The sequence below is a fragment of the Ruegeria lacuscaerulensis genome (assembly GCF_013033355.1).
Taxonomy (GTDB): domain Bacteria; phylum Pseudomonadota; class Alphaproteobacteria; order Rhodobacterales; family Rhodobacteraceae; genus Ruegeria; species Ruegeria lacuscaerulensis_A.
Genome location: NZ_WQDY01000013.1, coordinates 67,415 through 80,459, shown reverse-complemented (window position 1 = coordinate 80,459; position 13,045 = coordinate 67,415). Strand labels below are relative to the sequence as shown.

Below are 13,045 nucleotides of genomic sequence, written 5' to 3'. Positions count from 1 at the left end.
ATCAGCCCTCCTTTTCAATCTTGGTCAGGCAGTCGCGCAGCGCCAGCCCGTATTCATATTTTGCCGGACAGGCAAAGCCCACAAGGCCCAAATCCTCCTCGTCCAACTCCAGCGCACCCAGCGCCTGTGCCGTGTCCGTGTCCATGACAAGCAATGCGCGCAACAGCTGCGTGGGCAAATAGTCCTGCGGCATCAGCTCTTCGAACACGCCCGTCGGCACCATCGCACGACGCCCGCCGTTCAGGTTTGAAGTGAACGCATACAGCTTTTTTGCAAAGGCCGAGCCCAATACCGGCTGTACGGCGAATTTCGACGGCATTGGAAGAATCCAACCCATCGTGTGTTGATCGTGATCTTCACGGATGATTGAAACCTGCCGCGCAAAGCGCCCCAGATAGGCGGTTGGACCTTCGGCCTGTGCGCCCGACAGGATCGAGCCCGAGATAATCCGGGGCGTCCCGTCCACATCAACCTCATCTCGGGTCAGATCGTCGGTCGACGCGCCCATGACCGTTCGGATCAAGCGCGGCTGTCGCGCGCCCGGACCGGTCAGAGCGATCACGATATTGGGGTCCAGATGGCCGGTCTGCATCAGGCGACCAATGGCGATGACGTCCTGATACCCGATGGTCCAGACCTGCTTGTCTCCCGCCAGCGGCTCGAGGAAATGGATATGCGTCCCCGCCAGCCCCGACGGGTGCGGACCTGCAAATGCGGCGGCTTCAACTCCCGCCACATCGGCACCCGGTACCGAGTCACCCTCTTTGTGGCACAGATAGGTCTTACCTTCGGTCAGGTTCGCGATCGCCGCCAGACCCGCAGCGAACGCATCCCCTGCATCAGCGATGATCACTGCTGCATCACCCGCCAGAGGCTCACTGTCCATCGCCGTCACGAAAATCGCCGCGGGTGCGCTTCCGGGTTCAGGCATCTTGGAGTAAGGCCGGGTGCGGAACGCCGTCCACAAACCCGCTGCGCATAGTTTCTCGGTGATCCCTGCCGCACTGTCGCCATTGCCCACGCCCGAGAAATCAATGCCAGTGTCATTCGGGTCCGAGACCTCGATTACCACGCTATGCAGCACGCGTCGCGCGCCCCGGTTAATGGCTACGACCTTTCCGGTCATAGGGGCCACCATCATCGCGTCCGGCGCGTCCTTGTGGCAGAACAGTGCCGTGCCGCGCTGAACGGCATCGCCCTCTTGCACCAGCATCTTGGGTTTCAGGCCAATATAGTCGCCGCCGAGAACACCGACAGTCGAAAATTCGGGCCCCGGATGAATCGTCTGATCCGGCGCACCTTGCACCGGCAGCTCGAACCCTTTTTTCAGTTTGAAAGTTTGCATGTCGCTACGGTCTTCCAAGCCTCTTTCCCGTTCTGCCGTGTCTTTTTGCCGGGTGTCCGCCAAAAATCACTGCAGAGATAAACGCCAGCACCCGGCAATACATAAGCTAAGACTGCCTATGATGCGTGACTATGTCATAATCACGGTCCCTTTACGCGGGGAAACGATCAAACGCAAACCCGTTACCGCCCAAAGTGACCCGAGAATGTCACTTTCGTTTGAGAGAGCCTAATAAAATGCATATCGCACCCTGTGCGTGACCGTTGTAAGCACGCTTTATGGAACACACAAATGATCTTGAGATTTTTCTGGTCGCAACACCCGGCCTAGAAGCACCCCTGCATACTGAGGCTGTTGAAAATCGGTTTCAAAACGCCAAAATCGTCCCCGGCGGTGTGAGCTGCCTTGGGTCATGGTCCGAAGTCTGGCGCGCCAATCTGTGTTTGCGCGGCGCGAATAAGGTTCTGGTTCGTCTGGGCAGTTTCCCAGCTGTGCATCTGGCGCAACTGGACAAGCGTGCGCGAAAATTTCCGTGGTCCGAAGTTCTGCGGCCCGATGTTGCCGTCAAAGTCGAGGCGACCAGCCGGAAGTCCCGGATTTACCACGCAGGTGCTGCTCGGCAGAGGATCGAACGCGCGATTGCGGAAACTTTGGGCGTCGAGATCTCGGCGGAAGCTGGTTTGCGTGTGCTTTTGCGTATAGAAAAGGACATCTGCACTTTGTCAGTAGACACCTCCGGTGATCCTTTGCACAAACGCGGCCATAAACCTGCCGTTGCCAAGGCGCCAATGCGGGAAACGATGGCCGCAATGTTCTTGCGTGAATGTGGATTTGATGGGTCCGAGCCTGTTTTGGACCCGATGTGTGGTTCCGGGACGTTCGTCATCGAAGCAGCTGAGATCGCTTTGGGCCTTCACCCGGGCCGCTCGCGAAAGTTCGCTTTCGAAGACTTAAAAAACTTTGATCAAGATAGCTGGAACGAGATGCGAAACGCCACCTCCGTCAAAGAGACCCAAGTGGTGTTCCGAGGCTCGGACCGCAACAGCGGCGCGGTTCAAGCGGCCAGCACCAATGCGGACCGCGCCGGGGTGTCGACCGTTACGGATTTCCAAGCTCGGGCTGTGGGCGATATCAAACCAGGTCACGAAACAGGTGGATTGGTGATCGTTAATCCGCCCTATGGCGCTCGAATCGGGGACGAGAAACGTCTCAGGTCGCTCTATGGTTCATTTGGCAAGGTTCTGATGTCCAGGTTCAGGGGGTGGCGTGCAGGGATCATCACCAGCTCTCCGTCCCTCGCACGCGCGACCCGCCTGCCTTTGCTGCCTGCAGGCCCTGTTGTCGATCATGGCGGTACCAAAATCCGTTTATACAGAACAGAGACGTTGCGCTGAGAGCCTTGGCTCGGGGACTGGTACTATATGATCTGTGTGTTCGAATACCTCTTGCACATCCAAAAGCCGGGGTATAGATCACGCGCCACGGTCGGAGTGTAGCTCAGCCTGGTAGAGCACTGTCTTCGGGAGGCAGGGGTCGGAGGTTCGAATCCTCTCACTCCGACCAATAAAACAAGGCGCCCTAGGGCGCCTTTTTGTTTTTAGAGGAATGGCCGCAACGATATCCGCAACGTTTCGTTCGATAGATGTGCTCAGTTCGTTCACTACGGGCATCCACCAACTGCCGAATTAGCACTTCATATCTTCCAGTCCAAAATTCCCGCTGCGTTCTTAAGCGCATCTTCAATGACGCGGAGGCCTTTCAATGGGCGTGTGACATAATCTGTTCCAAAACCGCTTGAATAAGATTCGAGCCAGATTTGATCGTTGCTTCTGAGGCTCGCAACACTCCTGTAGCAAGTAAAATCAAACCGGCGAGACACCATTCACATTCAGGTAGATCGCGTAAAGGCTGCTGGTTCCGGCTGCGAACAGCCGGTTCAGCTTGGCGCCGCCAAAACACACATTTCCGACCATCTCGGGTATGTGCACCTTGCCGATCAGATCTCCTTGGGGGTTCAGGCAATGAATACCGTCTGCGGCGGAACTCCAGATGCGGCCTTCACGGTCTGGCCTGAAACCGTCGAACAATCCGGCAGAGCAATTGGCGAAGACCTCACCTCCTGAAAGGGTTTTTCCGTCGTTCGATACGTTGAACCGGCGAATATGGGCCGGGCCTTCGGGGTCATGCGTGATACCGGTATCCGAGATATAGAGTGCGCTCTCATCCGGTGAAAAAGCCAAGCCATTAGGTTTGACGAAATCAGTTGCAACCGTTGTCACCTCGCCCGATGCCGGGTCCACGCGATACACGTGGCAAGCGCCAATCTCGCTGTCGGCGCGCTCTCCTTCATAGTCCATCATGATCCCGTAGGAGGGGTCCGTGAACCAGATGGACCCATCCGATTTGACAACCACGTCGTTCGGTGAGTTCAATCGCTTTCCCTGCCATGCGTCCGCCAGAACCGTGATGGATCCATCATGCTCGGTTCGGGTGACACGCCGGGTCAGATGTTCGCAGGACACCAGCCGACCCTGCCGGTCCACAGTGTTGCCGTTGGCATTGTTCGAAGGTTCCCGAAACACCGAGGCCGAGCCATCGGTATCGTCCCAGCGCATCAGACGATTGTTGGGAATGTCAGACCACACCAGATAGCGCCCGGCGGCGAACCACGCAGGCCCTTCGGACCAACGCGCGCCGGTCCACAAACGTTCGACCCTTGCGTGGCCGATGAAACAGGCCTCGAATTCTCTTTCCATGACTTCAAAGCCGGTGCCGTCGAGAACGCCGTACATCCGTTTGCTCCTTTGTTTTTGTAACCGTCACCGGACATGCAGGTCGACAGCGGTTTGGGGTCACAGGGCACCGTCGGGCGGCGTTACCCTTTCACTTCGTCCGGCAGCAGCGCGTCGGGCATGTTCTGGTAACTGACCGGACGCAGCCAACGCACGATACCCAGAGTGCCGACCGAGGTTGCGCGTATGTCGGTGCTGGCTGGGTATGGCCCGCCATGCATCATGGCCGAGCACACTTCGACACCGGTGGGGAAGCCATTAGCCAGCAATCGCCCGGCTTTTTCTTCGAGAACGGGCAACAGGTCGCCAGCAAAGTCTTGATCTGCGTCGTCCAGATGCAGGGTCAGGGTCAACTGCCCTTCCAAAGCTTCCGCCACATCCCGCATCTCATCCAGTGTATCGCACAAAACGATGATACCCGCCGCGCCAAACACTTCGTGCTGCAATTGGGGGTTCGCCATCCACTCTGCGGCGCCGACTTTGAACAACGCGGGCAGGGCTGCACGCTTGCCGGTTGCGGCACCGCAAGATGTGACCTCAGTCATCAGATCACGGAAGGCGCGCACGCCCTGCTCGTAAGCCGCGTGGATGCCATCGGTCAGCATCTTCTGCTCGGCCGTTTGGTTAAGTGCGGCCACACAGGCGGTTTCCAACGCATCCGCGCTCGGTCCTTTCAGCATCACGGCCACGCCAGGATTGGTACAGAACTGCCCGGCTCCCATAGTCAGCGACGCGGCCCATCCCGCGCCAATTTCGGCAGCCCGGGCTCCCATCGCTGAGGGCAGACAGAACATCGGGTTGACCGAACCAAGTTCGCCATAAAACGGAATTGGGTTCGCCCGTGCGTGACACAGATCATAGAGCGCGCGACCACCTGCCAGCGATCCAGTGAAGCCAACCGCCCGAATATCCGGGTGCTGCACCAACGCTGATCCAACCTCACGCCCGGTCCCCTGCACGATCTGGAAGGTGCCCGCAGGCATCTCGCAGAGCTCAATCGCCTTGGCGATGGCTTGAGCCACCAATTCAGCGGTACCCGCATGGGCGCTGTGTCCTTTGACGATCACCGGGCAGCCAGCGGCCAAAGCCGAGGCGGTATCCCCGCCCGCCGTGGAGAAGGCGAGCGGGAAGTTTGACGCCCCAAAGACGGCCACGGGGCCGATGGCTTTGTGCGTCAGGCGCAGATCGGGACGGGGGAGTGGCGCCCGATCGGGTAGTGCGCCGTCTTTGCGGATATCAAGATACCCGGTCTCTTCGATCAGGTCGGCAAACATGCGTAACTGGCCCGTTGTGCGTCCACGTTCACCCACCAGCCGCGCCTCGGGCAGGCCGGTCTCAGCCATGCCGGTTTGCGTGATCTCGTCGCCCAGCACATCCATCTGTTCAGCAATCGTGCGCAAGAATGTGGCGCGCTCGGCCCGCGACTTGCTCGAATAAGCGCGGAAGTCGCGACGTGCGGCGCGGCAGGCGTCATCCACCTGCGCGGCGGTTGCCTGAGCAAAGCTTTGGCCGTCAAGATCGTCTGAGGCACGCAGATTGTCTGACCCGACCCATGCGCCGTCGATCAGATTTTGTCCAAGTATCATGCTATTTTCCCCAATTCAGGACCATTGGGTCCAGCGGTTTTAAAAGGTCGATCAACCGGTCTCGGATGGCCGGTTGCAGCGGATCAATGGGATGGCGGCAGAACTCGGACCCGATGACGCCCCCTTCGACCATCGCCGCTTTGCAGGATTGCCAGCCGCATTGGCGGTTTTCATGGTTGATAACCATCGCCACCCGGCCATAGGCCGCTGTCGCCTCGTCTACGCGGCCAGCAAGGTGATGCGTGATGACCGGCTTTATCTGGTCCACGATCATGCCCGAGGTCATCGAACCCGTCGCCCCCGCATCCAGATCGGCGAGCAGGGTGATACCTTCCTCGCCATCAAAAGGTGCTTCAATCGCCTCTCCACCTTCGGCAATCAGCGCCCGCAGCTTGTTCGCTGCCCGAGGGCATTCGATCTTGAACAGCTTCACCATCTCAATCTCTTGCGCCATGCGCACCAGCAACGGCACTGGCAGATCAACGCCCGACAACGGCGCGTCTTGCACCATGATCGGGATGCCGACCTCGCCCACGGCGGCAAACTGATCATAGGTCTGCTGCGCGTTCCCCTTCAGAAGCGCCCCGTGATAGGGCGGCATCATCATCACGATGTCCGCGCCCAGATCTTTGGCGAATTTGGCCCGTTCCACTGCGATCTGCGTCGCAAAATGGCTGATCGTCACGATCACAGGCACGCGGCCCGCGACATGTTCAAGGCTGAGCCGGGTCAGGATCGCGCGCTCCTCATCCGAGATCAGGAATTGCTCTGAGAAATTAGCCAAAACGCAGATCCCATCCGCGCCTTGATCGATCAGGCAATCCAGAACGCGCTTCATCCCTTCCAGATCAAGTGTTCCGTCATCGTGGAATGGTGTCGGCGCAACGGGCCAGATACCGGTATAGCTCATGGACTACTCCGTAATCTCAAAGTGTTTCAGGTGTTTGTCCGTGATCTCGATCCCCAGACCAGGCTTATTGTCATCCAGATCAAGGAAGCCGTCCACCGCCTCGGGGTCGCCTTCGAAGATGTAGTAGAACAGCTCATTTCCGACCTCGACATCGAAGACAGGGAAATACTCGCTGATCATGCAATTGGCGTTGGCCATGGTCAGATGATAATTGTGCATTTGACCCGCATGCGGGATGACCGGTATCTGATGCGCCTCGGCAATCGCGTTGATCTTTTGTGCGGCCGTAATGCCGCCCACGCGGTTGGTGTCATATTGCAGGACGCTGACGGCCTTTTTCTCGATCAGGTCCTTGCACCCGATGATCGAGAATTCATGCTCACCCCCTGAGATCGGGATGATGTTCATCGCATTCAGCTCGCGATACCCTTCAACGTCATCAGCGATTACGGGCTCTTCCAGCCAGCGGGGCTCATATTTGACCAGCTTGGGCAGCATGCGTTTGGCGTAGTCCAGGTTCCAGCCCATGTAGCACTCGACCATCAGATCAACGTCATAGCCGATGACCTCGCGCACGGCCTCAACCCGTTTGAGGTTTTCGCGCATACCGGCCATGCCGTCCTTTGGCCCCCAACCGAAACGCATTTTATACGCGGAATAGCCGTTCTTTTGCGCCTCGGCGGCCTCGGCCTGCATCACATCGATCGGGCCGGAATACAGCTTGGAATAATATACCGGGATCTTTTCCTTGGTGCGGCCACCCAGCAGTTTGAACACTGGCTTGCCCGCCAGTTTGCCCATCAGGTCCCAGATCGCCAGATCAACGGCCGAGATCGCGATCATCCCGATCCCTTTGCGTCCCCAGGCGTGGCTGCGGCGGTACATCTTTTCCCACAGATAGGCATAGTCGAACGGGTCCTCGCCGATCACCAAAGGCGCAAACCATTCGTCAATGGCGGCCTTCACCACCGAGGGTGCGAGGGCTGCGTTGCCAATGCCGATGGTGCCGTCTTCGGTCTCGATCTCGCAGGTCAGCCATTGGTGAAACCGGAAAGACGACATCGCATCGCCTTTGTCGTACAGCACGTCCGAAGCGTTGGTGCAGAAATTGCCGGTGGGCGGAACGGTCGGCCCAGTCCAGTTCCAGACGCGGGTGCGTACGGATTTAATCTTGGTCATCTTTGTCCTCTCAGTCCGCGCTGCGTTCGGCGCGATGTGTTTTGGCCATGCGCACCAGCAGGTCGAATGCCTGCCGCGTTGCGCCCGGATTGGCCTTGTTCTGTCCGGCGATATCAAAGGCGGTGCCATGGGCGGGGGTGGCCACCGGAATGGGCAAGCCACCCGCCACGGTCACGCCGCGCTCAAACCCCATCAGCTTGATCGCGATCTGGCCCTGGTCGTGGTACATGGTGACGACCGCATCGACCTCACCCCGCTGCGCCTTGAGGAACACAGTGTCCGAGGGCCACGGGCCGGTCACATTCATCTGTTTTTCCTGTGCCTTGCGTACGGCGGGTTCCAGAATGTCGATCTCCTCTCGACCGAACTTTCCATTGTCGCCCGCATGCGGGTTCAAGGCCGCGACCGCGATGTTCGGGCGCGCTTTGCCCGCCTTGCGCAGCGTGTCATTGGCCAGATTGACCGCCTTTAAAATACCCTCTTCGGTGATATTGGCCGCAACATCCTTGAGCCCGATATGAGAGGTCACGCGGGTGGTCATCAGCTCTTCCAGAACATTCAGTTCCGAATGATAGCCGGTATGCCCCATGTAGCGGGCCATATAGCGGTGCTCATCCTCGGCATTCAGCCCGGCGGCGGTCATCGCGGCCTTGTTGAACGGCCCAAAGAGAATGCCATCCACTTGCCCGGCCATCGCCAGATCCATCGCCTTGTCCAGACAGCGCAAGGACGTGATGCCCCCTTCGACCGTGACCTCGGCGATCTGCACGTCTTCGGGCGCAATAGTGTCGAGGTTCATGTGAATCAGGCCGGTCTGATCCGCCACCTCGTCCACCGTGTTCAGCGGCACCTCCAATTCGGCCTGTTCCGCGCCACGCTGCCACAGGTGGGTGTCACCCACCAACACGATATCTGCGGCCTCGCGAACACCGTCTTGGTTCAAGAGCTTGGCGATTAACTCGGGCCCTATCCCGGCGGGATCTCCGGGAACGATAGCGATGCGGGGTTTGGTCATACCGCGGTCTCCCAATATTTTGAAAATCCATCGGGCAGGATGACCATCACATCAGGTTCCTTGCCCGTTTCAAAGGTTTGCACCATTTCGAATGTATCCAGATTGAACCGCTGTACCTGCTCACAATCGATGGCGATGTAGGCGAATGCAGCCTCATCATCGATGCAAAGCGCAAGCGGATTGGCCGGGGTTTTCTGTTCGTGCAGCATCTCACCCGTCGCCTCATCAAAGACCGAGAATGAGCCGCCAAAATGGTTCATCGTGACCAGCCGGTTGCGCTTGTCGTCATAATAGATGCGGCAAGGATCATCCGGAGTTGGAAAGGTGCGCTCAATCTCAAGCGTGTCGGTATTGATCACGGCCACCGTATTCGAAATACGTTGCGAGGTATAAAGTGTGCGGACGTCTTCCCTTAGACAACGCCCTTCTGGCTTCTGCCCGGTTCGAATTGAGATCGGCTCAACCGAAGGTTCATAAGGGTTGAAGACTGTCACGTCGCCTGATGTCAGGTTCATAGAATAGGCCGTGTGCCCGTCTTTGGTCAGCGCGAACAGATGGCACTTTGTACCTCCGGTGGGGGTGATGTGATCCCAGCCTTGATCAAAAGCACGGGGGTTTTCCTTAACCAGCAAGTGTCCCGTCCATTCGGACAGCACATAAAGCCGCCCCTGCTGATCCAACCCAATCCCGTGAGGCCGGGCGTGTTCGCCCAAATCATAAGTATGCACGACCTTCTGTTTACGGATATCGATCACGATCACGGATCGGCCGTCGGTGCCATCAATACCCGAGTTCTGCACGCCATAGTGACCGACATACGCGTAATGGAAGTCATCATCGACGACGAATTCATGAGGAAAATGCGGCAGATCCAACCGCCCCTGCCGCGCGCCGGTTTCTATGTCATACCAACTTACGCAATGGCTGCATTTTTCAATCAACATCATGGATTGCGCCATGCGAACCCCCTTTTTCAGTAGTGTTATTTGAGGTGTCTGTGGCCGGCCACTCGCATGCCGGCCACAGACGGTTTCCTTAGCGTTCCAACGCACCTACGCCAGAAAAGCGGAACGCTTCCTGCTCGAGCGCGTTCAGTTCGTCCGTGCTCATCTGGTCATGGGCAACCGTGATCCGGCCAAGGAAGACAAAGGGCAGTTCATCCTGGCGGTCTTCCAAATGAGCTTTAATCGCCTCGGCTGTTGCAGCACCCACGTCGTCACCCATGCGCATTGGCGTCGCATCAAGTTCACCGCGTCGGATGGCGTCCAATTCCAATCCTGTGCCGCCCCAACCGGTCGAGAAGACCTCTTTTTCTTTTCCAACCGCAAGCTGCGCTTCAACGGATCCCATCGCCATGGCGGTGTTGGCGTTGTGGATGATGGTGGCTTCTGGATAGGCCTGCAGGATCAGGCTGGTGCCTTCAAAACCACCTTCGCGTTGGTACTCACCGTAGTGCTCATAGACGGTGGTCCAGTTTCCCTTATCTTCCACGCAGGCTTTGAAATCACCAGATCTCTGGTCGTCGGTGATACCGGGGATACCTCGGTTCATCGCCATGGTAACGTCTGAGCCGAGGCGCTCTAGCATATAGTCGCACATGGTCAAAGCGCCTGCAGCCGAGCTGAAATCGAACCAGGCATCAGGTTGATTTTTCAACTCTTTTGGCGGCGTATGGAACGCCCAAACGAAGGTTGCAAACCCGTCGGTGCCTGCCATTTTGTCGATATTGTCGGCTTGAATGGCCAGTTCAGAGGGACCAAAGATCACGAAGTCATAAAGATCCTCGTCCTGAACCACCTGATTGGCATAGGTCGATTGCAAGCTGTGCTCGATTTGACGGCTGGCGAATTCGGTTGTCTCGTATTCGATCCCCAACTCATCCAACCGTTTGGTCATTGCAAGATAGTTACGCGCCCAGAAATCCGATGTATCTGCCGATGGATAGATCAGCGCGATCTGCAATGGTCCATCCTGAGCTCCGGCATAAGGCACCGCAGCCGCTCCAGTAGTGGCCTGTAGTGCTTCCAGCTTGCCATCTGCGTTCACTTCGCTAGGAACCCAGTAGTCGCGGTCTTCGATACCAGGCAATTCCCTGAGTGGTAGATTGGTTTCCGCTCCGGCCACGGCGGCACACATGCAAAACGCGCTTGTCGCCAGTAGTGCTTTGTTCAATTGTTTCACGGTAAGTCCTCCCTTTCGCGAATAAGTGGGGTCTTGCAGGTGTGCCGGGGCTCCTACCTCCCGGCACACCACTATTGCTGCCTTAGCCACTTGGCGTAGGCTCAGTTGCCAGCCCCGCCCCAAGGGCCAGCAACAGGATCAAGGCGCCGATCAATGCGGCTGAGAAACGGATAAGCTTTTGGGCTTCTTTGCTGCGCAACCCGGCCAGCAGGCCGTGCGCCCCATCGCGGTCTTTCTTCTGCATCCAGGTGTAAAGCGCGACAGAGCAGACGATCACCACGCCTGAGGCAACGGATTGCCAGAAGAACTCGATCCGCAGAGTCACCAGTGCGTTGATCATCATCGACAGCAGCAGCACCCCGGCCAATGATCCGATAATCGAGGCGCGCCCGCCGAACAGGGACGTACCACCGACAACAACCGCCGCGATGACGTGCAGGTTGAAATATGGGGCGGAGGTTGCCTGAATGGCATTCAGCTTGCCGGTCAGCATGACGCCAGCCATGGCCGCTGCAGCGCCCATCAGTACATAGGCGTAGATCTTGTGGCGATCGACGGCGACACCGGTCATCTCGCTGGCCTCGGGGTTCGAACCGATGGCAATGGTGTAGCGCCCGAAATAAGTGCGGGTCAGGACCACGTAGCCGATGGCCATCGTAATCAGCCCTAGAACCACCGGGACTGGAATGAAGCCCGGGATCTGACCTCGTCCAATATCTGTGATCAGGTCCGGGAAACGGGCCAGAACCAGACCTTTGGCGATGACCAGCGCCAAACCGCGATAGACCAGGTCCATCGCCAGCGTGCCGATCAGGTCGGGAACTTTGAACCGGGTGATGACCAGACCATTGATCAGACCCATCAGCGCCCCAAGAACAATTGCCAAAGGAACGGCGACCCAGGCGGGAAACCCGTATTGTTTGACCAAAAACGCCATCAGGATCGCGGACAGCGCCGCGATAGAGCCAATAGACAAGTCGATCCCACGCTGGGTGATAACGAAAGTCATCGCCATGGCCATCGGCATATAGAGCGCCGCGTCCAGCAGGATCAGGTTCAGGTTGGTCAGACGGAAATATCGCGCCGGTTCAGCAATGCCCATAAAGATGAGGATCGCCAGGATCATCACCATTGGACCAATGAACGCCAGATAGGGCTCTAGCCGGTCCATGATGGTCTTTTGTTCGGGATTTGTGGTGGTTGCGGACATGTCGTTCTCCTTCACGCTGCCGCATCCTGGGCGCCGACGATCAGGCCCAGTACGTCTTGAACGGAACTATCCGCAGTTTTGACAACGCCAACGGCGCGCCCTCGGCGTTGCACATGAACGCGATCGGCGACCTCAAAGACGTCGTCAAGCGAGTGTGAAATCAGTATTACGGCCAGACCCTGTTCGCGCAGCGCCTTGATCAGTTTCAGCGTCCGCGCGGTTTCCTGCGGACCCAAAGCTGCGGTGGGTTCATCCATCACCAGCAAGCGAAGGTCTTCGTGATAGACCGCACGCGAAATAGCAACCGCCTGACGCTGACCGCCCGAAAGGCTTTCTGTCATGACATCCATTGACCGTAACCGGACACCAAGGCGTTCTTCCAAAACCCGCGCGGCCTCGGTCTTCATGCGTTTGTTGTCCAGAAACGGAATGCCGAAAACGTTCTTGGTCAACTCATTGCCAAGAAACATGTTCGCCGCTGGCGACAGATGATCAGCCAACGCCAAAGTCTGATAAACCGCATCAATGCCATTCGCGATTGCGTCAGAGTGGCTGGCCATCTCCAACGGTTTTCCATCCATCAGAATGTGACCTTCGGTGGGCTGATACACTCCCGTCAAAATCTTGATCAGGGTGGACTTACCTGCCCCGTTATCTCCAACAATGGCGAGCACTTCGCCCGCATATGCAGTCAGATCCACTTCCTGCAGCGCCGTTACGCCGCCAAAACGTTTGGTTATTCCGAGCATTTGAACCAATGGCTGGTCGCTCATGGTTTCCTCCTCTGCGCAAAGCTCCGCCATGGCGGTCAAAAGACCGCTGAGTTG

General features: G+C 57.7%; 11 protein-coding genes and 1 tRNA gene. 2 read left to right on the top strand and 10 right to left on the bottom strand.

The features are described 5' to 3' along the window. Position 1 precedes the first annotated feature (1 nt). The gene (locus tag GOW48_RS19305; RefSeq protein WP_170755737.1) at positions 2-1,345 is read right to left on the bottom strand and encodes a Na(+)-translocating NADH-quinone reductase subunit A; all 1,344 of its coding nucleotides are present in this window, start codon (positions 1,343-1,345) and stop codon (positions 2-4) included. A gap of 278 nt (positions 1,346-1,623) precedes the next feature. On the opposite strand from GOW48_RS19305, the gene GOW48_RS19300 reads away from it, so the two are divergent. Then, the gene (locus tag GOW48_RS19300; protein ID WP_170755736.1) at positions 1,624-2,739 is read left to right on the top strand and encodes a THUMP domain-containing class I SAM-dependent RNA methyltransferase; all 1,116 of its coding nucleotides are present in this window, start codon (positions 1,624-1,626) and stop codon (positions 2,737-2,739) included. A gap of 92 nt (positions 2,740-2,831) precedes the next feature. Further along, a tRNA-Pro gene (locus GOW48_RS19295) sits at positions 2,832-2,908 on the top strand. A 299-nt stretch (positions 2,909-3,207) separates the two neighbouring features. Here GOW48_RS19295 and GOW48_RS19290 read toward each other — a convergent pair. From GOW48_RS19290 to GOW48_RS19250, 9 genes are all read right to left on the bottom strand, one after another. Then, a complete protein-coding gene (locus GOW48_RS19290) occupies positions 3,208-4,137 on the bottom strand; it encodes an SMP-30/gluconolactonase/LRE family protein (RefSeq protein ID WP_170755735.1) in 930 nt (309 codons plus the stop codon). 83 nt (positions 4,138-4,220) lie between these two features. Then, a complete protein-coding gene (locus GOW48_RS19285; RefSeq protein WP_170755734.1) occupies positions 4,221-5,723 on the bottom strand; it encodes an aldehyde dehydrogenase (NADP(+)) in 1,503 nt (500 codons plus the stop codon). A 1-nt stretch (position 5,724) separates the two neighbouring features. Then, positions 5,725-6,633, bottom strand: coding sequence for a dihydrodipicolinate synthase family protein (locus GOW48_RS19280; RefSeq protein WP_170755733.1), 909 nt, complete (start codon positions 6,631-6,633; stop codon positions 5,725-5,727). A 3-nt stretch (positions 6,634-6,636) separates the two neighbouring features. After that, entirely contained in the window at positions 6,637-7,812 is a 1,176-nt protein-coding gene (locus GOW48_RS19275; protein ID WP_170356566.1) for an L-rhamnonate dehydratase, read from the bottom strand. A gap of 10 nt (positions 7,813-7,822) precedes the next feature. After that, positions 7,823-8,827 (bottom strand): 4-hydroxythreonine-4-phosphate dehydrogenase PdxA, encoded by a 1,005-nt coding sequence (locus tag GOW48_RS19270; protein ID WP_170755732.1) that lies wholly within the window; start codon positions 8,825-8,827, stop codon positions 7,823-7,825. Beyond that, positions 8,824-9,786: a YncE family protein gene (locus GOW48_RS19265; protein ID WP_170755731.1), complete on the bottom strand. Its 963-nt coding sequence runs from the start codon at positions 9,784-9,786 to the stop codon at positions 8,824-8,826. Before GOW48_RS19265 ends, GOW48_RS19270 begins: the two co-directional genes overlap by 4 nt. 76 nt (positions 9,787-9,862) lie before the next feature. Then, a complete protein-coding gene (locus tag GOW48_RS19260) occupies positions 9,863-11,008 on the bottom strand; it encodes a substrate-binding domain-containing protein (RefSeq protein WP_331251836.1) in 1,146 nt (381 codons plus the stop codon). An 82-nt stretch (positions 11,009-11,090) separates the two neighbouring features. Continuing rightward, the gene (locus tag GOW48_RS19255; RefSeq protein ID WP_170755730.1) at positions 11,091-12,218 is read right to left on the bottom strand and encodes an ABC transporter permease; all 1,128 of its coding nucleotides are present in this window, start codon (positions 12,216-12,218) and stop codon (positions 11,091-11,093) included. Positions 12,219-12,229: 11 nt separating this feature from the next. After that, positions 12,230-12,991 (bottom strand): ATP-binding cassette domain-containing protein, encoded by a 762-nt coding sequence (locus GOW48_RS19250; protein ID WP_234899526.1) that lies wholly within the window; start codon positions 12,989-12,991, stop codon positions 12,230-12,232. Positions 12,992-13,045: the final 54 nt, after the last annotated feature.

What these genes read in the sequence shown, in the direction of transcription:
- GOW48_RS19305 (WP_170755737.1), bottom strand. Translation starts at nt 1,345, where the DNA reads ATGCAAACTTTCAAACTGAAAAAAGGGTTCGAGCTGCCGGTGCAAGGT.
- GOW48_RS19300 (WP_170755736.1), top strand. Translation starts at nt 1,624, where the DNA reads ATGGAACACACAAATGATCTTGAGATTTTTCTGGTCGCAACACCCGGC.
- GOW48_RS19290 (WP_170755735.1), bottom strand. Translation starts at nt 4,137, where the DNA reads ATGTACGGCGTTCTCGACGGCACCGGCTTTGAAGTCATGGAAAGAGAA.
- GOW48_RS19285 (WP_170755734.1), bottom strand. Translation starts at nt 5,723, where the DNA reads ATGATACTTGGACAAAATCTGATCGACGGCGCATGGGTCGGGTCAGAC.
- GOW48_RS19280 (WP_170755733.1), bottom strand. Translation starts at nt 6,633, where the DNA reads ATGAGCTATACCGGTATCTGGCCCGTTGCGCCGACACCATTCCACGAT.
- GOW48_RS19275 (WP_170356566.1), bottom strand. Translation starts at nt 7,812, where the DNA reads ATGACCAAGATTAAATCCGTACGCACCCGCGTCTGGAACTGGACTGGG.
- GOW48_RS19270 (WP_170755732.1), bottom strand. Translation starts at nt 8,827, where the DNA reads ATGACCAAACCCCGCATCGCTATCGTTCCCGGAGATCCCGCCGGGATA.
- GOW48_RS19265 (WP_170755731.1), bottom strand. Translation starts at nt 9,786, where the DNA reads ATGGCGCAATCCATGATGTTGATTGAAAAATGCAGCCATTGCGTAAGT.
- GOW48_RS19255 (WP_170755730.1), bottom strand. Translation starts at nt 12,218, where the DNA reads ATGTCCGCAACCACCACAAATCCCGAACAAAAGACCATCATGGACCGG.
- GOW48_RS19250 (WP_234899526.1), bottom strand. Translation starts at nt 12,991, where the DNA reads ATGAGCGACCAGCCATTGGTTCAAATGCTCGGAATAACCAAACGTTTT.